This is a genomic window from Granulicoccus phenolivorans DSM 17626 = NBRC 107789 = JCM 15570 (assembly GCF_000423085.1).
Classification (GTDB): domain Bacteria; phylum Actinomycetota; class Actinomycetes; order Propionibacteriales; family Propionibacteriaceae; genus Granulicoccus; species Granulicoccus phenolivorans.
Genome location: NZ_KE383975.1, coordinates 43,675 through 63,645, shown reverse-complemented (window position 1 = coordinate 63,645; position 19,971 = coordinate 43,675). Strand labels below are relative to the sequence as shown.

The 19,971-nt window shown below is 68.6% G+C and carries 22 protein-coding genes; 6 read left to right on the top strand and 16 right to left on the bottom strand.

Features of this window, described 5'->3' with window-relative positions:
* Positions 1-245 precede the first annotated feature (245 nt).
* Positions 246-1,514, top strand: a complete 1,269-nt coding sequence (locus G531_RS23965) for a type III PLP-dependent enzyme domain-containing protein (protein WP_081684270.1) — start codon at positions 246-248, stop codon at positions 1,512-1,514.
* 11 nt (positions 1,515-1,525) lie between these two features.
* Here the strand turns inward: G531_RS23965 and G531_RS23960 are convergent, their stop codons facing one another.
* A complete protein-coding gene (locus G531_RS23960; RefSeq protein ID WP_081684290.1) occupies positions 1,526-1,978 on the bottom strand; it encodes a pyridoxamine 5'-phosphate oxidase family protein in 453 nt (150 codons plus the stop codon).
* Between the two features lie 191 nt (positions 1,979-2,169).
* Here G531_RS23960 and G531_RS0118620 point away from each other — a divergent pair, with 191 nt between their 5' ends.
* Both G531_RS0118620 and G531_RS0118615 read left to right on the top strand, forming a co-directional pair.
* A complete protein-coding gene (locus G531_RS0118620) occupies positions 2,170-4,062 on the top strand; it encodes a penicillin-binding transpeptidase domain-containing protein (RefSeq protein WP_155827987.1) in 1,893 nt (630 codons plus the stop codon).
* A gap of 81 nt (positions 4,063-4,143) precedes the next feature.
* Positions 4,144-4,665: a mycothiol transferase gene (locus tag G531_RS0118615; protein ID WP_026928385.1), complete on the top strand. Its 522-nt coding sequence runs from the start codon at positions 4,144-4,146 to the stop codon at positions 4,663-4,665.
* A 37-nt stretch (positions 4,666-4,702) separates the two neighbouring features.
* On the opposite strand, the gene G531_RS24955 is transcribed toward G531_RS0118615, so the two are convergent.
* Genes G531_RS24955 through G531_RS27125 form a run of 3 tightly spaced genes read right to left on the bottom strand, consistent with a single transcriptional unit; the run spans position 4,703 to position 7,115 of the window.
* On the bottom strand, positions 4,703-5,728 hold the full coding sequence (locus tag G531_RS24955; RefSeq protein WP_026928384.1) for a BAR domain-containing protein: 1,026 nt from the start codon (positions 5,726-5,728) through the stop codon (positions 4,703-4,705).
* Positions 5,716-6,861 (bottom strand): sensor histidine kinase, encoded by a 1,146-nt coding sequence (locus G531_RS0118605; protein ID WP_145978632.1) that lies wholly within the window; start codon positions 6,859-6,861, stop codon positions 5,716-5,718. The genes G531_RS24955 and G531_RS0118605 overlap by 13 nt, the downstream gene beginning before the upstream one ends.
* 35 nt (positions 6,862-6,896) lie before the next feature.
* Positions 6,897-7,115: a LuxR C-terminal-related transcriptional regulator gene (locus G531_RS27125; protein ID WP_373277295.1), complete on the bottom strand. Its 219-nt coding sequence runs from the start codon at positions 7,113-7,115 to the stop codon at positions 6,897-6,899.
* 525 nt (positions 7,116-7,640) lie between these two features.
* Here G531_RS27125 and G531_RS23950 point away from each other — a divergent pair.
* A complete protein-coding gene (locus tag G531_RS23950) occupies positions 7,641-8,177 on the top strand; it encodes a GNAT family N-acetyltransferase (protein WP_051215715.1) in 537 nt (178 codons plus the stop codon).
* Between the two features lie 12 nt (positions 8,178-8,189).
* On the opposite strand, the gene G531_RS0118590 is transcribed toward G531_RS23950, so the two are convergent.
* From G531_RS0118590 to G531_RS23935, 7 genes are all read right to left on the bottom strand, one after another.
* Positions 8,190-8,924: a FadR/GntR family transcriptional regulator gene (locus G531_RS0118590; protein ID WP_035759791.1), complete on the bottom strand. Its 735-nt coding sequence runs from the start codon at positions 8,922-8,924 to the stop codon at positions 8,190-8,192.
* Positions 8,925-9,009: 85 nt separating this feature from the next.
* Entirely contained in the window at positions 9,010-9,777 is a 768-nt protein-coding gene (locus tag G531_RS23945) for an enoyl-CoA hydratase/isomerase family protein (protein ID WP_051215714.1), read from the bottom strand.
* Complete coding sequence (locus G531_RS23940; RefSeq protein ID WP_051215713.1) at positions 9,770-11,314, bottom strand: AMP-binding protein; 1,545 nt, start codon at positions 11,312-11,314, stop codon at positions 9,770-9,772. The genes G531_RS23945 and G531_RS23940 overlap by 8 nt, the downstream gene beginning before the upstream one ends.
* A 159-nt stretch (positions 11,315-11,473) precedes the next feature.
* Positions 11,474-12,235, bottom strand: a complete 762-nt coding sequence (locus tag G531_RS0118575; protein WP_026928380.1) for a 3-hydroxybutyrate dehydrogenase — start codon at positions 12,233-12,235, stop codon at positions 11,474-11,476.
* An 18-nt stretch (positions 12,236-12,253) separates the two neighbouring features.
* Complete coding sequence (locus G531_RS0118570) at positions 12,254-12,895, bottom strand: CoA transferase subunit B (RefSeq protein WP_026928379.1); 642 nt, start codon at positions 12,893-12,895, stop codon at positions 12,254-12,256.
* A 1-nt stretch (position 12,896) separates the two neighbouring features.
* Positions 12,897-13,619, bottom strand: coding sequence for a CoA transferase subunit A (locus G531_RS0118565; RefSeq protein WP_026928378.1), 723 nt, complete (start codon positions 13,617-13,619; stop codon positions 12,897-12,899).
* 187 nt (positions 13,620-13,806) lie between these two features.
* A complete protein-coding gene (locus G531_RS23935) occupies positions 13,807-14,922 on the bottom strand; it encodes a PucR family transcriptional regulator (RefSeq protein ID WP_051215712.1) in 1,116 nt (371 codons plus the stop codon).
* 77 nt (positions 14,923-14,999) lie between these two features.
* Here G531_RS23935 and G531_RS0118555 point away from each other — a divergent pair, with 77 nt between their 5' ends.
* The gene (locus G531_RS0118555; RefSeq protein ID WP_026928377.1) at positions 15,000-15,623 is read left to right on the top strand and encodes a thioredoxin-like domain-containing protein; all 624 of its coding nucleotides are present in this window, start codon (positions 15,000-15,002) and stop codon (positions 15,621-15,623) included.
* Positions 15,620-16,255 (top strand): DUF305 domain-containing protein, encoded by a 636-nt coding sequence (locus G531_RS0118550; RefSeq protein ID WP_026928376.1) that lies wholly within the window; start codon positions 15,620-15,622, stop codon positions 16,253-16,255. The genes G531_RS0118555 and G531_RS0118550 overlap by 4 nt, the downstream gene beginning before the upstream one ends.
* A 204-nt stretch (positions 16,256-16,459) precedes the next feature.
* Here the strand turns inward: G531_RS0118550 and G531_RS0118545 are convergent, their stop codons facing one another.
* From G531_RS0118545 to G531_RS0118525, 5 genes are read right to left on the bottom strand one after another with little or no spacing between them, the layout of a single operon-like run.
* Entirely contained in the window at positions 16,460-17,053 is a 594-nt protein-coding gene (locus G531_RS0118545; protein WP_051215711.1) for a nuclear transport factor 2 family protein, read from the bottom strand.
* Between the two features lies 1 nt (position 17,054).
* Positions 17,055-17,519, bottom strand: coding sequence for an acyl-CoA thioesterase (locus tag G531_RS0118540; RefSeq protein WP_051215710.1), 465 nt, complete (start codon positions 17,517-17,519; stop codon positions 17,055-17,057).
* On the bottom strand, positions 17,516-17,935 hold the full coding sequence (locus tag G531_RS0118535) for a MaoC family dehydratase (protein ID WP_026928373.1): 420 nt from the start codon (positions 17,933-17,935) through the stop codon (positions 17,516-17,518). Before G531_RS0118535 ends, G531_RS0118540 begins: the two co-directional genes overlap by 4 nt.
* Positions 17,932-18,399, bottom strand: a complete 468-nt coding sequence (locus tag G531_RS0118530; RefSeq protein ID WP_051215709.1) for a hypothetical protein — start codon at positions 18,397-18,399, stop codon at positions 17,932-17,934. The genes G531_RS0118535 and G531_RS0118530 overlap by 4 nt, the downstream gene beginning before the upstream one ends.
* Entirely contained in the window at positions 18,392-19,957 is a 1,566-nt protein-coding gene (locus G531_RS0118525) for an AMP-binding protein (RefSeq protein WP_035759787.1), read from the bottom strand. Before G531_RS0118525 ends, G531_RS0118530 begins: the two co-directional genes overlap by 8 nt.
* Between the last annotated feature and the right edge of the window lie 14 nt (positions 19,958-19,971).

Sequence of the window (19,971 nt, the reverse complement as noted above, 5' to 3'; positions counted from 1 at the left end):
CGCGGGCCCACCTCCAGCTCGCGGGCCGGCGTACTATCCGCGGCCCCTGCAGGAACCGCGAACCCGAACCCACCCCGCGACACCGCAACTCAACCCGCGGGCCCCCATTTCCACTCGGTCCAGGCCGAGGTCATCCGAAAAAGGGTCACGATCGCTACGTTGCAGTCGAAAAATTGCTTTAGACTGCAATGAAACGCTCGACCACCATTTCCTGCAAACCTCCCGCAGAAAAGGAATGATCGCCGATGAGTACGTCCAATCTCCCCGGCAAGTTCGATCCCCCCACCCCGAGCTTCGTGATTGACGTACCACTTCTTGAGCATTTCCTGAGCAAATTTCAGAATGCCCTGGACCGCCATTGGCCAAATTCGGTACTGTCCTATTCGTTCAAGACCAACTCCCTGCCGTGGCTGGTCTCCTACCTGCGCCGGCACGGCGTGTGGGCCGAGGTCGTTTCCGATACCGAGTACGAACTTGCCCTGGCACTGGGGTACGCCCCCGATCGCATCGTCTACAACGGGCCGGTGAAGAGCCGGGACCGGCTGCGGGCGGCGCTGCTGGAAGGCTCCCTGGTCAATCTCGACGCCAAGCGCGAGGTGCACTGGGTGGCCGAACTCGCCCGGGAACATCCCGAGGTGGACATGAAGGTCGGCCTGCGGGTCAACTGGGATCTCGAGGCACGCTGTCCGGGAGCGGCCACGACCGGGCCGGCCGGGAGTCGGTTCGGCTTCAATGCCGACAACGGTGAGTTGGCCGCGGCGATGACGGTCCTGCGCGAGGCCGGCGCCCGGGTCGCCGGCCTGCATCTCCATCGCAATTCCCGCACGCAAAGCCTGGCCGTATATCAGGCCGCCGCGACCGTGGCGGCGGAATTGATCATCGCTGACGACCTCGTCCTGGAATGGATCGATATCGGCGGTGGATTCTTCGGCGGATTGGATGCCTCGCCCTCCTTCGACGACTACATTCGCGTCATTCGGGAGACCCTGGAACCGGTGGTGGATATCAGCCGGACCCGCCTGGTAGTGGAACCGGGTGGTTCCCTGATCGCCGTACCCGTCGAATTCCATGCCGGCGTCATTGATGTCAAAAAGACCGAAGCCTCGACATTTGTGGTCACCGATGGCAGTCGTACGAACATCGACCCGTTGTTCCGACGCCGCCGGCCGTTCGAAGCCCGGCTGCCCAGCCGAGCCAGGAGCGTGCATCCCGAGCAGATCGTGTGCGGCTTCACGTGCATGGAGGACGACCACCTGCTCACCCTGCACGAGGCGCCCACGCTGCACGTGGGCGACCGGATCGTCTTCGACAAGGTCGGGGCGTACACCATGTGCTATCAGTCGATGTTCATCGAGTACCTGCCGGCGGTCTACGTCCGCACCGAGCGGTCCCTGACCCAGGTGCGTCGCCCGTGGGGGGTGACGGAGTATCTCCAGGGCAGCCGCTGGGATGCGGTGGGCAAGCGCAGCCTGCACCTGAACGCCGGCTTCCGGACCCTGGCCCGGGAGCCCTGACCTGCGGGCGCCTACGCGTCGGCGCGGGGTTCGCCCTCGCCCTCGGGACGGATCATGTGGCGCCACGGCCGGGACAGGTCATACCGACGCCCGGTGAGTTCGTCCGGGGTGATCAGCACCAGGGTCGGCTTGACGGTGTCGAGCCAGGGTCGCAGACCCAGCTGCTCGATCATCGGTTCGGCCTCGGCCGGGAGCACATCGGCGACCCCGTGCAGCACGACGGAGCGGCCCACCTCGGCGCCGTCGTCGATCGCATCGACCTCGAACACGACAGCGGCGTTCGACATCACCCCCGCCAGCTTCGACCCGCGCGCGGTGCGGAACACCAGGGTCTGACCGTTGACCGCATAGTTGACCGGCACCATCTGGATCCGATCGCTGAGAATGTAGGCCAGCCGGCCGAACTCCTGCGCCTTGAGCAGTTCCCAGCACTCGTCCTCGCTCAACACGCTGTCCTGACTCACGATGCCCCCCTCGTCCCCACGGCCGTCGCTGTCCGGGCCGTTGTTCTGAAACAACTCTCACCCTAGTCGAACCCCACGGCCCCCGGGCAGCGCCATAGACTTGGCGTCTCAGAGGCCCCTGACCTCACCACGTTTCCCCCAGGAATCGACGTTTCAGCAGCCGCTCGATCGCCAACCGCCCGGAGGTCACCTTGTTTCCGCGACCACCCGCTGCCACCCGATCGATCCGCGTGTGCTCGATCGGCGCCCTGGTCGTCGCGCTCAGTTCCTGCTCCGGGGGCCCGGCCCAGCCGGCCAACGTCCCGATCGACCCACCGGCGGATGCACTCGTCCATGCCCTCAACACCGGTGACTTCCTGGGCGTGCTGGTCAAGGACGGCGTCGACGTCAAGGCCGAGTACGACGCCGGCCTCGCCGGCATGCGGGGCATGCGGCCGCAGGTGACGAAGGTGCGGGCCTGGAAACTCAGCGACTCGGTCACCTCGGTGGAACTGAAGTATTCCTGGCCGCTGTCGGCGCCCTGGACCTACGACACCAAGGCCCAGCTCACCCTGGTCGAGGGCGACTGGCAACTCACCTGGGACCCGAAGATCATCCATCCCGACCTGACCGCGGGAACCCGGCTGGAGCGGCGTCGGGAGCCGGCCAAGCGAGGCGGGATCACGGGCAACAACGGCGTCGTGCTGGTCCAGGAGTGGCCGGCAATGTCCATCGGGATCGACAAGAGCCGGCTGGGCTCGGCCGATGCCGAGGAGTCGGCACGCAAGTTGGCCGACCTGGTCGACATCGATGCCGATGGGTACGCCGCCCTGGTGCAGCAGGCTCCGGCCGACAGCTTTGTGGAGGCGCTGGCGGTACGCCTGCAGGATGCCCCGTCCGGGATCGACGAGATCCCCGGGGCGGTCAGCCGGGCGGTGGATCGCCAGCTGCCGGAGAAGCCGGGGTTCGCCCGGTCGGTGCTCGGTACGGTCGGCCCGCCCAGCGCGGACCAGGTCGCCCAGTCCGGCGGCCGGATCTGGCCCGAGGACAACGTCGGGCAGTCCGGCGTACAGAAGTCCTTCGACGACAAGCTGCGCGGTGCCGGCTCCAGCAAGGTGTTCCTGACCGGCCGCGACACCCCGGTCGGCACCGGGGAGATCCCGCGAAACCTGATCGTCGACTTCCCCGCCCGCAACGGTGAGCAGATCTCGATCACGCTGGATGAGCGGGTGCAGACCGCGGCCGAGACAGCGATCGCCGACCTGCGGGGTCCGGCGGCGGTGGTCGTCCTGAACCCGGACACCGGCGCGATCCTCGCCGCGGCCAACAACCGGGCCGCCGCTCCCGGGTCCGAGGCGCTGCAGGCGCACTACAGCGCCGGCGCCCTGTACACCCCCGTGGCCACCCTCGGGCTGCTGCGCGCCGGCGTCGCCGCCGACACCGCCGTGGACTGCCCCAAGGAGGTCAGCGTCGATGGCCGCACGGTGAAACTGCCCACTGGGGTCCGGGAGTCGACCGCCAAGCAGCCGCTGACCCGGCAGGCCGCCAACGGCTGCACCACCGCGCTCGCCGCGCAGAGCGCCAAGGTGCCCCAGGCCGCACTCAACGATGCTGCCCGCAGCCTCGGGATGAACGAGGGCTACGACATCGGCCTGGAGACCGACTTCGGGCGTACGCCGTCCGGCGGGCCGGAGGCGCTGGCCGGGGAGGGCGAGGTCCGGGTGTCCCCGCTCGGATTGGCCGCGATGGCGGCCACGATCCAGCAGGGCCGCACCATGGTGCCGTGGGTGCAGGAGACCAAGCGCCCCGGGCCGGCCGGCCCGCCGCTGACGGAGAGCGAGGCCAAGGCGCTGCAGGAGATTCTGCGGACCGGCGCCGGCAGCGGCACGGGCACCGCGTACTCCGGGCTGCAGGGTGCGCTGGCCGGCCGCAGCGCCACCACGTCGTGGGTGATGGGGTACGGCAACGGGTACGCGATCGCGGTGCTCGGGGTGGCCGATCCCGCCGCCTCGCAGGCCGACCCGCCGGCGCTCACCCAGACAGTGAACGCGGTCACCACCGCGGCCCGCGCGGCGGTTCCGTCCCCCACCCGCAGCCCGCGCTGAGCGGGGCCGGTACGCCGCTGAGCGGTGGGCACGGAGCGGGGGCGCTGCGGGCGCCGCCGGGACGGCTGGCAGGATGACGGCATGGACAGTATTGCCGTTCTGACCGATGCCGCCTCCCGTCCGCTGGGTGCGGTCGATCGCATTCTGGACGGGCTCGACCCGGATCTGCTGCACGCCCTGCCCGAGGGCCGGGGCAATTCGATCGCCTGGCTGGTCTGGCACGCCGCCCGACAGTGGGATGCCCAAGTGGCCCACCTGGCCGGCGCGGCCCAGGTCTGGGAGGCCGGCGGATGGCCGACCCGGACCGGGGTGGATCGGCCCGACAGCGAGGTCGGCTTCGGTGACACCGCCGAGGAGGCCGCGGCCCTGCGGGTCTCCTCCGCCGACGCGCTGCGCGGCTACTGGCAGGCGGTCTCCGATCACCTCGCGGCGTACCTGTCGGGGCTCACCGAGGCGTCGCTCAGCGAGGTGATCGACACCTCCTGGGATCCGCCGGTCACCCGGGGCGTACGGCTGATCAGTGTGATCGACGACGCGGTCGCCCACCTCGGCCAGGCCCAGTACGCCCGCGGCCTGCTGTCCGGCTGGCGCATCGGCTACTGAGCCGATCGGCTACCGACCGATCGGCTCCTGAGCCGGGCTACCGATCGGCCGGATCGGGGAAGGTACGGGCATCGCCGGTCCCGTCGGCCCGGCCCACCACCAGGGAGGCCACCCGCCGGCGCCCCGCCGGGAGCAGCCGGATCGTTCCCGAATCCCCCTCGCCCAGCCCGGCCAACAGGTCGATCGCGGCCTTCTGAATGGATCCCCGAAGCTCGTCGATCCCGATCCAGGACCGCCGATCATCGAGCAGGGTGACCTGGGCGCCGCGCTCCCGGGCCGCCCAGATCGCCTGCTCGATCGCGTCGTTGGTGAGGCTGCGACCCCGGATCCGGTCCCGCAGCTTGCCCTCGACCAGGGTGCAGGTGCGTCGCTCCTGGGGGCTCATCGGCCGGCCGGTCGCGATCCGATCCAACAGGTCGCCGACCGCGTCCCGCAGTTCCCGGTTGTACGCCTCCCGGGCCGCGTTGCGGGACTGGAGCTCTTCGGTCTCCAGCCGCAGCTCGGCCTCCTCGGCGGTGTTCATCTCCAGCCGGCGCAGGGCCCGGCGCAGGACCCACAACATCACAGTCGCCGCGACGATCGGGGACATCCAGCCGATCATCTCCGCCGCGGGTTCCACCGCCAGCCCGCTCAGTTTCACCCAGCCGATGGTCACCAGGAGCACCCCGCCGGCGGCCAGCCAGGCCGGACGCCAGTGCCCGAGCACGACCATCATGCCGAGGCTGATCGCGGCGGTCGGCAACGGCCACAGTTCGATCGCCTCGCCCAGCGGGAGCTCGACCTGGGCCAGCACCAGGGCGGTCAACGGGATCCAGCCCAGGCAGGCCCAGCGCCAGTGCGTCCATTCCCGGCGCAGCGGGAGCGCCATGACCAGCCCGGCCACCAGGGCCAGCAGGGCCACCACGAACGGGTTGCGGTAGGCGGACCAGAAGCCCAGGGTCAGCGTGAGCGCCATCGAACTGCCGAGCAGGGCCCAGATCAGCAGCGGTACGCGACGGAACGGGGCGATCGAGGCATCCAGCAGGTCCGGCAGGCTCAGCGGCGGCCGGTTCATCGGCGCCATCCGATCACCACCCTGGTTCCCGCCCCCGGGGCGGTATTGACCTCGGCCCAGCCACCGGGCAACGACCGCATCCGGTGCAGGATGCTCATCCGGACCCCCAGCCGTGGATTGTGCTGGGTGAGGTCGAACCCGACCCCGTGATCGGTCAGTTCCGCGGTGATCCGGTCCTCGCGCAGGGAGAGGGCCATCCGGGGTTCGGCGAGCGGGCCGGCATGCAGCACACTGTTCCGCATCGCCTCGTCGACGGCCGCCTCGAACTCCTGGGAGACCAGACTCGGCACCGTCGGTCCGGGCCCGTCGATCGCCGGATCGAGCTCACTCACCTGCCCGGTCAGCAGGACCGGAATCTGGTACGCGTCGGCCCGGCCGATCACCCGGCGGGCCATCGAGATGATCCCGTCCTCCTGGCTCATCGGGTCGGCGCCGCTGGCGAGTTGGCGGGACAGGGCCTCGGCCTGAACCATCAGCTTCTGCGTCGGGGTCCCCTCGGCGGCGCCCGCCAACAGCGCCAGGATGTAGTCGTGGGTCAGCCGATCCAGGCGGGCGACCTCTTCGGCCCGGGCGATCTCACCGGCCCGAGCGGCGCGGCGTCCGGCGGTGGCGGTCACCTCCCGATGGACCCGGTTCAGCGTGGAGATCACCACGTGCACCACGAGCATCACGAAGCCGGAGTAGGCGAGGGTGAACAGCGTACGCACGACGGTGACCTGGAGCGCGGTCACCGCACCGATCCGTCTCAGGACGACTTCGGTGGCCACGGTGATCACCACCAGCATCAGGGTCGCCGCCCCGACCCCGGCCGCCAGCAGCATCGCGATCGGAGCCAGGCCGATGAAGCCGTGGATCCAGAAATCGGTCCGGTTGCCGGTTCCGCTGTCCACCAGCGGCCACAGGCAGATGGCGGCCAGTTGGCACGCCGAGGCGATCAGGGCCATCACCCGCCCGATCCGGATCCGGCCGAGCAGGAACGGGATGAGCATCAGCACACCGGGCAACCAGGCCAGGGTCGCCACGATGTTCTGCTCGATCGGCTTGCTCATGGCCTCCGGCAGCGCGGCCAGGGCGTAGAAGGCGTACACCCCGCCGACGGTGATCCCCACCGAGCGGATTCCGCCGGGCGGGGCTGTGCGCACGGTGCTGTTCACCTCGGGAACTGCCTACGAGCTGCTCAGGAGCGACTGGGCGGAGGCAGCACGCCGTCCTCCACCGCGCGCTTGTACAGGTCGACCTTGGTATGGGCTTCCCGACCGTGCTGGGCGTACTTGGCCCGGATGCGCAGCAGGTAGTCGTTCACGGTGGTCACCGACAGGCCGGTGCGATTGGCGACCCGCTTGGCCGACTCGCCGCAGGCGAACAGTTCCAGGACCTCCCGCTGCCGCTCCGACAGACCGACCGAGTCGAGGACCGGGTCGCCGTCGACGGCCGCCGCCCATTCCCCCGACAGCAGATCGGCATCCTCGCGCAGGGCACCGCGGATCGCGGCCAGCAGAATCTCCGGCTCCTGGGACTTGCGGACCACCCCGATCACCCCGCCGCGGGCGGCCGACCGGATCAAGTAGGCGTTGTCGCCACTGGTGAAGGCCAACGCCGGGATGCCGCGTGCGGAGAGCTTGGCGACGTTCTCCTCCGGCATGGATTTGTCGGCCAGGCTCAGGTCCAGCAGCACCAGGTCCAACTGGGGGTCCTCGGCCAACAACTCGTCGACGGTCCGCGCGCTGGCGGTCAGCCGCAGGTCCTCGGTCTCCTCGAACAGTGCAGCCATCCCCATCGGAACTGCAAAGTGATCGTCCACCAACCCCAACGAGTACATCGCGTCCTCCTCTGCCCGGCCGACGGCGGCGTTACCATGGCCGATCCGCCAGTACCAACGAGTACAGTGTGCCCACAAGTTCTTGGGTTAGGAAAGTTGAACGTGGACGTCAGAACCGTGCGACCCGCCGATGCCGGCCAACTGCGTGAAATTCGCAATCATTATATCCGGCACACGGTGGTCACCTTCGACCTCGAACCGGAGAGCGAGGGCGACACCCGGGCCTGGATCGCCGCGCATCCGGCCGAGTCGGCCCATCCGATCGTGGTGCTGGAGGACGAGGGAGCGCTGCTCGGGTATGCCTCGGCCGGTCCGCTGCGCTCCAAACCGGCGTACGCCTATGCGGTGGAGACCTCGGTGTACACCTCCCCCGAATCAATCGGTCGGGGGCTGGGCCGGGCGCTGTACCAGGAGTTGTTCCGGGTCCTGCAGGGCCGGGTGCACCGGGCGTACGCGTGTATCGCGCTGCCGCACGCCCCCTCGATCCGACTGCACCAGGACTTCGGATTCACCGAATGCGGTGAGTGGAACCAGGCCGGCCGCAAGTTCGGCCGCTGGATCGACGTGCTCTGGATGGAGCGTGCACTGCCCGGGGTGGCGCTGCCCGAGGAGGGCGAGGAACCGCCCACGCTCGGCTGAGCCGGGGGTCGGTCAGCGGCCGACCCAGTTGATCGGTCGGCTCTGGAAGTCCGGGAATCGCTCGTCGAGGTCGCGTACGTAGCCGTTGAGGTGGGCCCGGGTGAGCTCGGCGGCGCGGGTGCCGTCCTTGGCGCGGAAGGCCTCGAGGATGGCCTCGTTGAAGGTCAGCACCTTCTCGATGGTCTCGGGGGTGTACGCGTTGGGCACGGTGCGCTCGTCGAGCACCTCCAGCAGGGCGGACAGGAAGTAGCGATACACCGAGTTCTGGGTGCTGGTGGCCAACTGTTCGTGGAACTCCTTGTTGGACTGGCCGAAGCCGGTGGGGTCGTTGACCAGTTCCCGACTGCGCAAGACGATCGCCTCCAACTCCGCGATGTTCTCCGGGGTGGCGCGTTGGGCCGCGATCTCCACCAGCACCGGTTCCAGCGTCGCCCGGGCCTCGAGCAGCATGGCGTACGGCGCGCGGTCGAACTGCAGCAGCAACAACAACGACACCCCCAGTGCTCCCGCCTCCGGCTGCAGCACCACCGGCCCGCCGCCGGGGCCGGGGCGAATGGCCAGGACGTTCTGCAGCTCCAGGAAGCGCAGGGCCTCGCGCAGGGTGCCGCGGCCGACCTGGTAGCGCTCGAGCATGTCCTTCTCGGGCGGCAGGTGGTCACCGGGTTGCCGATTGTTGACGTGGATATCCTCAACGATGCGACGGGCCACGATGGTCGCGGTTTTTTCGGGACGCCGACCGGGTGCCACGGTGCCTCCTAGAGGATTGGGTGCGCAGGATACTTGACCCTGCAGATCGTTCTCAGGGTAGGGGGTGTACCTTGCCTGCCCGAAATCAGTTTCCCGCGCGGCGGGCCCGGAAAGCGGCCACCGCCTCGGCATGTTCCGTGGTGCCGAACAGCAGGGCGATGGCCTCCACCGACTCATCGAAGCCGTCGTGGGTGCCCCGATTCAGGTACGCCTTGCCCACGCGGACCGCCAGGGAGGGGTGGGCGGCAACCTCTTCGGCCAGGGTCAGCGCGGCCGGCAGCAGGTCCGCATCGGGGACGGTGTGCTGGACCAGGCCGATCCGTTCCGCGGTCGCGGCATCGATGATGCGCCCGCTGAGCGCGAGGTAGCGCGTCCAGGGCCGCCCGATCACCTCCGCCCCGCGTACGATCCCGTATCCGGGCATCAGCCCGACGGCCGCCTCCTTGCAGCAGAAGCGAGCATTTTCCCCAGCCAGAGCCATATCGCAGGCCATGGTCAGCTCGGTTCCGCCGCCATAGGCGATCCCGTTCACCGCCGCGATCACCGGCACCGCGCAGCGCTCGACGGCGTGGAAGGCGTCGTAGACCCGACGCAGGTGCGGCCGGACCCGGCTGACGTCCCCGGCCAGGTCGTGGAACATGTCGATGTCGCCGCCGGCGGAGAACGCCCGCCCCTGCCCGGTCAGCACCGCCACGCGGGTCGGATCCTGCTCGCTCCCCAGCCCGTTCATCAGCGCGGTCAGTTCGGCGAACCAGAGTTGATCCATCGCGTTCAGTTTTTCCGGTCGGGTCATCGTGATGATTGTCACGCCGTCATTGCGGCGCTCGACGGCGAATCGCTTCCACTCAGACATCGGCGGCCTCCCGGTCCCAGGTGTCGGCGGTGACCCCGTCGGCACGCAGTTTGTACTTCTCGATCCGCTGGCTCGGGGTCAGGGGCAGCGCGTCCATCATCCGGATGTAGCGCGGGATCGCGAAGCGGGTCAGGCCCTGCGTACAGTGCGCGATGATCTCCTCGGGACGCACCTCGGCCCCGGGCGCGGCGACCACCGCGATCATCACGTCCTCCTCGGACAGTTCCGAGCGCACCCCGTACGCCCCGACCTGGCCCACCGCGGGATGTTCGGCGACGATTCGCTCGATCTCCCAGGAGGAGATGTTCTCCCCGCGGCGGCGGATGGTGTCCTTCATCCGGTCCAGGAAGGTCAGGTAGCCGTCGGGGTCGACCTGGCCGCGGTCGCCGGTGTGGAACCAGAGATTGCGCCAGGCCTCGGCGGTCGCCGCGGCATTGGCGTGGTAGCCGTCGAACATCCAGCCGGGATTCTTGGGCCGGGCGACGATCTCGCCGGGCGTACCGGCGGGCACCTCGTTGTCCTCCGCGTCGACGATCCGCAGCTGGTACAGCTCGGTCTCGGTGCCGCAGGTCCCGATCCGGCGCCGGGCGGGCGGCATGTCGCAGACCAGGGAGGTCTCGGTACTGCCGTAGATCTCGGTCAGGGCGACGCCGAAGCGTTCCTCGAACGGTTCGAAGATCTCCACCGGACAGGGGGCCCCGAACCCGACCCGGACCGGATTGTCGCGATCATCGGCGCGCTCGGGCTGTTTGAACAGAATGCTCATCATCGCGCCCTGATAGTTGAACGCGGTGATGTCGTGCGCCCGGGTGATGTCCCAGAAGCCGGATGCGGTGAATCGACGGTGCAGCAGCAGGTCGGCGCCGGCCTCCATCGCCGACATCACACTGCAGAAGCGGGCATTGGAGTGATACAGCGGGAAGACCGCGTACAGCGTGTCCGCGCTGGTGTAGTCCATCAACCGCACGTTGTAGCGGGCCAGGTTCACATTGGCCCGGTGCGACAGCAGGGCTCCCTTCGGCGCCCCGGTGGTGCCGGAGGTGTAGAGGAGCACCGCGGTGCCGGTGGGGTCCACCTCGGGGAGCGGGTCGAGCCGATGGGTTGCGTACGCCGCCAGGGAATCCTCCCCGGACCCGTCGATCACGATGATCCGGCGCACCTCGGGCAGCTCGGCTGCTGCTTCCCGGACCGCCGGGGCGTACGCGGCATCACAGAAGATCGCGCAGGCACCGGACTGCTGCAGGTAGTAGCGCAACAGGTACGGTCCCGCGGCGGGGTTGAGCGGCACCTCGATCAGCCCGGCGCGGGCGATGCCGAACCACAGTTGCAGGAAGCCGACGCTGGCCTGCCCGAGGACGGCCACCCGGTCCCCCGGCCGAAGCCCGGCGGCGAGCAGCGCGGATGCGACGCGGGAGGCAGCCCGATCAAGGTCGGCGGTGGTGGTGGTCTCCTGCTCGATGGTGAGCGTGGACTGAACCGGCCGAGCAGCGAGGTCGGCGAGCCAATCGCCGATGGCGGGGGTGGGGCGCGTCAACATCGTCTCCTCGGGCGTCGTTGCCAGTGAACGCCCTCACCCTACCTATTTCTGCGCAGGATTATAAGAGTCTCTGCTCGACCGGGACGAACTCGACCCGAACAACGCGTGCGGGCGCACCCGGTGAGGTGCGCCCGCAACTGGATCTCGGTGATGCGGCGATCAGTACGCGGTCCAGGCCCCGTCGATCGGGTAGGAGGTACCGCTCATCGACGCCGAGGCCGGACCGGTGAGGAAGACCACCAGTTCGCCGACCTCCTCCGGCTCGACCAGGCGCTTCACATGGACCCGGTCGAGCATGATCTTCTGGACGACCTCGTCCTCGGAGATCTTGTGCGTGGCCGCCTGATCGGCGATCTGCTTCTCCACCAGCGGGGTGCGCACGTACGCCGGGTTCACCGTCACCGAGGTCACCCCGTGCGGAGCTCCCTCCAGCGCGGCGACCTTCGACAGGCCCTCGAGGCCGTGCTTGGCGGTGACGTAGGCCGACTTGAACTCCGAGGCGCGCAGACCGTGCGCGGAGGAGAGGTTGACGATGCGGCCCCAGGCCTTGTCGTACATGTGCGGGATCGCGTTGCGGATCAGGTACCACGGGGCGTGCAGCATCACGCGCATGATCAGCTCGAAGCGTTCCACGGGGAACTCCTCGATCGGGCTCACGGTCTGCATCCCGGCGTTGTTGACCAGGATGTCGACGTCCTTCGGCAGCTCCTGGATCGCGGCAACGTCGGACAGGTCACAGGGCACCGCCTCGATGCCCGGCACCTCGGCGGCCAGGGACTCCAGCCCCTCGGCGTTGACATCGACGGCCAGCACATGGGCGCCGGTGCCGGCCAGCGCCACCGCGGTGGCCCGGCCGATCCCGGACGCGGCACCGGTGACCATGGCGCGACGGCCCTGGTGGAAGTTTTCGTACAGGCTCATGGCGTTCTCTCCTTCGGTTCAGGCGGCCAGGTCGACGGTGAAGGTCGGCTCGGTCTTCTCCCGGATCTCGTCCTCGGTCACCCCGGGGGCGAGCTGGCGCAGCACCAGACCGTCGGCGGTCACATCGAACACGCACAGGTCGGTGATGATCCGATCGACGACGCCGACGCCGGTCAGCGGCAGCGAGCATTCTTCGACGATCTTGTAGGAACCGTCCTTGGCGACATGGTCGGTCATCACGATGACCCGGCGCGTCCCGGCGACCAGGTCCATCGCGCCGCCCATGCCCTTGACCAGCTTGCCGGGGATCTGCCAGTTGGCCAGGTCACCGTTGCCGGCCACCTGCATCGCGCCGAGGATCGCGGCGGCCATCTTGCCGCCGCGGATCATCGCGAAACTGGTTGCGGAGTCGAAGATCGCCGCCCCCGGGAGCAGGGTGACCGTCTGCTTGCCGGCATTGATCAGGTCGGGGTCCTCGTCGCCCTCGTAGGGGAACGGGCCCATTCCGAGGATGCCGTTCTCGCTCTGCAGGACCACCTTCACCCCTTCGGGGAGGTTGTTGGCGACCAGGGTGGGCATGCCGATGCCGAGGTTGACGTAGTCGCCGTCATGCAGTTCGGAGGCGGCGATGGCCGCCATTTCGTCGCGGGTCCAGGCCATCTCAGGCCTCCTGTCCGGTGGTCGCGCCGGGGCGCGGGCGTACGGTGCGCTGCTCGATCTCCTTGGCGGCGGTGGCGCGGCTCAGGTGATGCACGAACACGCCGGGAGTGTGGATGTCGTCGGGGTCGAGTTCACCGACCTCGACGATGTGCTCGGCCTCGGCGAAGGTGATCCGCCCGGACATGGCCGCCGGCGGGTTGAAGTTGCGGGCGGTACGCCGGTAGCGCAGGTTGCCGTCGGTGTCGGAGGTGTGCGCATGGACCAGGGCGATGTCGGCCACGATCCCGCGCTCCAGCACGTAGGTCTCACCGTCGAACTCCGCGGTCGGCTTGCCCTCGGCCACCAGGGTGCCCACTCCGGTGCGGGTGTAGAAGCCCGGGATGCCCGCGCCGCCGGCGCGCATCCGCTCGGCCAGGGTCCCCTGGGGGACGAACTCGACATCGAGCTCGCCGTCGATGTACTGCTTCATGAACAGCTTGTTCTCGCCGACGTAGCTGGCCAGGACCTTGGAGATCTGCTTGGTCTCCAGCAGGATGCCCAGGCCCTTGCCGTCGGTGCCGAGATTGTTCGACACGATGGTGAGGTTCTTCACCCCCGAGTCGCGGACCGCGTTGATCAGGTCGGTCGGGACGCCGGACAGACCGAAGCCTCCGACGGCAAGCGTCATGCCGTCTTTGAGGGTGTCGATCAGTACGGGCGCGATGTCATCGATGACTTTGGTCATCGGCCCTCCTGGATTCTTCATTGGATACAGAACTGGCGCACAGCAGCGGACTGGTGTGGACAGCGGTGTGCAACGCCTCACACGCTAGGCCTCCGACGGGGCCGGGTCGAGAGATGTTCGGACACTTCTTTTCGCCAGGCGTTGTAGATTTCTACAATTCGCGGGGTCGGTTCTACGATCCGTGGGGTCAGGCGGTGCGGGGGTCGCCGAGTTCGAGCACCCACTGGATGCCGATCAGGTCGTCCGGATCGCTCAGGTTCGCCCCGGTCAGTTCGGTGAATCGGCGCAGCCGGTAGCGCACGGTGTTGACGTGGACCACCAATCGGTCGGCGGCCCGCTGCGCGCTCTGCCCGTGGTGCAACCAGGCGCGGACTGCGGCCAGGATCTCGTCGGCGAAGTTCTCCTCGGCGGCCAGCGGGACCAGGAAGCGGTCGGCGTAGTACACCCAGGCATCCGGCCGCGACACCGCCGCCAGCCGCCAGCCGAGTTCGTGGACCGACTGGACACCGGTGCGACCGAGCCGCTGAGCGAGGCCGAGGGCCTCGCCGGCGATCCGGTCCGATCGGGCGAGTTCGTCGACTCCGACAAAGGGCCCCATGCCGACGGGAATTCCGAGCGGGGCCGGGCGCTGCGCCACCACCCCGATCACTGCGGTGCCATCGACCGCCACCAGCGCCTTGGCCTGGAAGCTGGAGCCGGTGCGTTCGAGCGTACGCCGGATCGGCTCGGCGGCGGTTTCGGCGGGTTCGCAGCGGATCACCGCGTACGGGGTGTGCAGGTTGATCCCGGACAGGACCGCCTCCTCGGGCAGCCGACCCGCGAGCAGCGCACGGACCACGGTGGCCCGGTGCCGGGCGTCGCGCAGGGCGGCATCGACCTGGAGATCGTGGTAGCTGGTGATGATCCGGGTGGTGAAGGAATCCCCCACCCCCCACAGAATCTTCGAACCGGCCACCACCTCCCCGGCGGGCAGTTCCATCGCGATGCCGAGATCGACGAAGCGCTCATGGATCATCGAGATGGAGATCCGGAAGCCACGGACCACATCCTCGATGGGCAGACCGGTGGCGTACCGCTCCAGGGCGGTCTGGCTGGCGCCGTACAGGGAGCCGGGCGCCGGGACGCGGCCCTCCCGCAGGGCGATCAGCGAGGTCTGCAGGTTGCGGGCGACCGCGGATTCCAGGGCCGCGGGCTCGACGCGGGCATAGGTGGTGAGTTCGGCGAAGATCTGCCGGGCGGTGGCCTCGGCCAGCGCCGGCAGGGATTCCTCCAGCGCGGCCAGCACCGCGGACAGCTCAGCCATAGCCGTACTGTAAGCGGCTGCGTGCGCACAATGTTCCGCCTTTTCGAAATGTTTGACGTTTCAATTAGGCTGGGGTCATGGCTCTCCCCGGAAAATCTCGTCGTCAACAGCTGCGCGAACAACAGCTCGCGGCCGCCCGCAAGCAGAAGCGCAATCGCCTGATCGTCTGGTCGTCGGTCATCGTGGTCGCGGCCCTGGTCATCACCGGCGCGACCGTGGCGATCGTCCGCACGGTCGGCAACCGGCCGGTGGCCGATATGAGTGCGGTGCAAAAGTTCGACAACATCCCCGCGGGACAACACACCGAACAGACCGTCAACTATCCGCAGACCCCGCCGGTGGGCGGGGCCCATCGCTCCGCGTGGCTGAACTGCGGGATCTACGACCAGCCGGTCCCCAATGAGAACGCCGTCCATGCGCTGGAGCACGGTGCGGTCTGGGTCACCTACCGGCCCGATCTGCCCGCCGATCAGGTCGAGCGGCTGCGCGCCGCGGTACCGAGCACCTACATGGTCGTCTCCCCCTACCCGGGGATCGATGCCCCGGTGATCGCCTCGGCCTGGGGGTACCAGCTGAAGCTGGACGGCGTTGATGACCCGCGCCTGCAGACCTTCATCCAGGAGTACCGCCTCGGCCCGCAGACTCCGGAGCCGGGCGCGGCCTGCACCGGCGCCGTCGATGCCCCCGGGAAGCTGGCGTGAGTTCGGATCCTGCGGAACGATCTTCGGCGACCCCCGGCCTGCGGCTCGGGGTCGTCGTGCTGGCGGTCCTGGTGGCGGTAGCCCTGGCCGGTGGCGGCTTTCTGGCGGGCCGTGCCGGCTCCCAGGTGGATCCCGAAGGGGTCGATGCCGGTTTCGCTCGGGACATGCAGACCCACCATCGGCAGGCGGTGGAGCTGTCGTTCCTCATCCGGGACAGGACCGAGGATCCCGAGCTGCAGTCGCTCAGCTATGACATCATCAACGGCCAGGCGCATCAGGCGGGTCAGATGTACGGCTGGCTCGCGGCCTGGGGGCTGAGCCAGAACAGTTCTCGGCCGATGATGGCCTGGATGGGCCATGGCCACGAGCACCAGACCGAGGCCCAGGCGATGGCCGCGATGGGCATGGCCACCCCGGAGCAAATGGCGCAGTTGCGCGCCGCTTCGGGCGTGGAGGCGGAGAAGCAGTTCCTCGATCTGATGATCGTGCACCACGAGGGTGCGGTGGACATGGCGAAGTACGCGGTCGCCCATGCCGAGCGGGCCGAGGTGCGCACCCTGGCCGGCGCGATCGATTACGCCCAGACCGCCGAACTCCAGCTGCTCAAGGACCTGCGCGCCAAGCGCGGCTGACACCCGAAAGATCTAAAACGCCGATGGCCCCGTCTCCGGACGGGGCCATCGGCGTTCGTGACCATAGGAGCGGTCGGCTCGGGCGGAGTGTGGTCCGATCCTGCCACTGGTTGCCCGAAATGCGCGGCCCGGAGCCGATTCGAGGCTTCTGGAGTCAGGATCGGACCACCGCATCGCAGACAGGGGATCGCCCGGTGGACGACCTCACCGGGTTTCGGGGTGGAGGGCCTGCCAGGTCCCCAACTGCTCCGGGTAGGCCGCCGAGCCCGGCTCCGAACGCGGAAACCGGATCCGGTCGACCCGCGACATCGCCGAGGGGTAGTCCTCGGTGGGGATGGCGTACATGAACCGCACGGTCCGAGCGGTGAAACACCAGCGTTTCCCGACCCGGGCGTACCCGTCGAGATAGCGATAGGCCGCCAGGACCGTCGTGCGCCGGGTGACCAGTTCGGCGTGCCCGGTGGCCCAGCCGCGGGCCGCACCGGCCCCGTTCAGTTCGATGACATGGGTGTCCGGAGTGTGCAGCATCATCCGGAACCCGCGCATTGAGGCGGTCAACTGCGCCAACACCTGGTCGCGGCCCCGGGCGACCCGGCCCATGTTGTCGAAGGTGGCGTCCTCGGTGAACAACCCCGCCACAGTTTCGGGGTCGTGGTCGTCGACCGCCCGGGCGTAGACGATCGCCAGACTTCGGATCGCCTCCCGGTCGGCGAGCCCGGCCGGGTCCGGGATCGTGAGCGCGGTGACCGCGTCGGTCGGGATTCGGATCGGGTCGTCCCCCCGACTCGGCTCGGCCACCTCAGCGACCCGTCGGTTCGGGCAGGCTCTCGATCAGCTCCCGCAGCCGGGCCGGGATCTCAGCCTTTCCGAAGTCCATCGGGTTCCGGCAGGCGAAGGTCATCTGCCCGGTGGTGACCAGTTGCCCGTTCCGGGTGAACTCGAAACCGACCTGGTAGGAGCTGGACCCGATCCGGTTGCGGACCGCCCGGCACTCCAGTTCGTCGTAGACGACGACGGTGTCCAGGTACTCCGTCCCGGAGCTGACGCCGACGGTGACGATGCCGAGATCGGCCTGCATCTCCCCGGAGCGGATGCCGTTGGCGTACAGGAAGGTGGAGTAGCAGCGCTCCATCCAGCGCAGGTAGATGCCGAAGTAGGCGATGCCGACCACGTCGCAGTCGCCGTAGGCGAGCCGGAAGCTGAGCCGGCCGGCGCGTTCGTCGTCGCTGAACACCGGCTGGGGATCGGTTCGGGTCTGGGTCATGATGCCTCCTCGGGCAGTTGCACGGTCGCGGTGCCCGACAGCACCTGGGCCCCGTCGACCACGTCGAGGGAGACCTCGCACTCGGCCAGGCGGACTCCGTCCTCGGTGCGGACGTCGATGACGACGCCGCTGGCGATCAGGTGATCCCCGCCCAGCACGTTGCCCCGGAACCGGACCCGGAAGCGCCGGACTCGGTCCCGCCCCCCGGCCCAGGCGGCGAGCATATTGATCACGTAGCCCATGTTGAGCGGGCCCTGATTGATCGGGCGGTCCCCCATCCCGAGCGCGGCGACCGCGTCCAGATCCCAGTGGATCGGGTTCGGGTCGCCGAGCAGGGCGGCGATCGTCTTCATCTTCTCGGCGCTGACCTCGGCCACCTCGAACGGTGGAATCCGGTCTCCCACAGCCACGGTCATGCGTTCCTCCGAGGGAAGACGATCGAGTTCCAACAGGAGGCGACGTGGACGCCGGAGTCCCGCTCGTGCAGCTCGAAGCGGTAACCGACGATGTCGAAGGCCCCGGCCTTTCGGCCCTGTTTGCGGTCCACCGAGGTCACCTCCCCAGTCACCGCGTACGCCACGTTGGTGCGCAGCGGGGCGTACAGGGTGGTCTCGTGTTCGCCGAACATCGGACCGTCCTCGGCGCCGGCACCGAACCAGGCGAAGAACTCGTCCCAACTGACCCCCTTGGCGCTGACCGAGGCCCACCAGGCGAAGACCGGGTGCGGCTGCGGATCGGCCGGGTCGGCCAGCACCGCGTCGGCGAACAGCCAGGCCTGGTAGGGCTCGATGGTGTACTCGCCGCCGGGGAACGCGCGCCCGATCTGGGTGCGCGCGTGCTCCAGCGAGCCGGGGCCGGCGCCGGTCGCGGGCTCAGACATTCCGGTCCTGATTCTCCCAATAGGGCTTGCGCAGCTCGCGCTTGAGGATCTTGCCGGTGGGCGCCTTCGGCAACTCGGTGACGAACTCGATCGACCGCGGCTTCTGGTAGCTGGCGAGTCGGGTCTTCGCCTGCTCGATGATGTCGGTCTCGGTCGCCGCCGAGCCCTTCTTCAGCACCACGAAGCCCTTGACCGTCTCCCCCCATTCCTCGTCCGGTACGCCGATCACGGCGCACTCGACGACATCGGGGTGGGAGCCGATCGCGTCCTCGACCTGGATGGAGTAGATGTTCTCCCCGCCGGAGATGATCATGTCCTTGGCCCGGTCGACGATGAACACGTACCCCTCGGAGTCCATCGTCGCGACGTCGCCGGTCCACATCCACCCGTCCCGCAGCGTGTTCTTGGTGACCTCGGGCAGGTTCAGGTAGCCGGTCATGTTGGCCGGGGAACGGACGATGATCTCGCCGGGGGTCTTGCCGTCCATCGGGACCTGATTGCCTCCCGGATCGACTACGCGCACGCGGGTGATGAACCCCTCGCGGCCGCAGGACTGCAGGCGTTCGGGGTGGATCCCGTTGATGGCGTTGATGTGGTCCTCCTGGGACAGGAAGCACATCGTGGTGCCCTCGGTCTGGCCGTACCCCTGGATCAGGGTGCACGGGAACGAATCGAGGGCCTTGCGGACGATGTTGGACGGCATCGGTCCGCCGCCGTACTGAATGTTGCGCAGGCTGGACAGGTCGTAGGAGGAGAAGTTCTCTTCCGCCATCATCCAGTTGAGCATCGTAGTGACGCCGAGGAAGGCCGAGACCTTCTCCTGCTCGATCAGTTCCAGTGCCGTCTTCGGCGCGAAGTTCATCAGCACCAGCGGGCAGCCGTGCTTGAGGTAGTTCATCGAGAGCACCACCGGGATGTGGTACATCTGCCCGGTCAGCATGTAGACGTCGCTGGGCACGATCCGTTCGGCGACGGTCTGGTTCAGCATTCCGTACGCCGCGCTGCGGTGGGTGTGCATCGCGCCTTTGGAGTTGCCGGTGGTGCCCCCGGTGTAGAGCAGGAAGAACGGGTCGTCCTCGTCGACCCGGTCCGCCCAGCTGGGCTCCGCATCGCTGGACCGCTCGATCAGATCGTTCAGGGTGCCGTCGGAGCCGTCGCCGAACTGGAGCCAGTTCGGGATGTCGACCAGGTTCTGCAGTTCGGCCTGGACGGCGGCGAACTCCATCTCCCCGATGAACGCCTTGGGGGCGGCGTCGTTGAGGATGTCGGCCAGCGGCTGGGTCGACAGGCGCCAGTTCAGCGGCTGGGTGACCAGGCCGGCGCGCCCGGCGGCGAAGTAGAGCGCCTGGTACTCCACGCAGTTGCGCGACAGCATCGCCACCCGGTCGCCGGTCTGCAGCCCCAGGGCGCGCAGGCCGTTGGCGAGCCGGCGGACCATCGAGTCGAGTTGACGCCAGCTCGTCCGGGTGTCCTTCGGCGCGTCGTAGACCGCCATCTTGTCGGGGGTCAGGGCGGCCCACTTCGCGGGGATGAGGCCCTGGTTGAGAATGCCTTGCATCACGCGATCCTTGC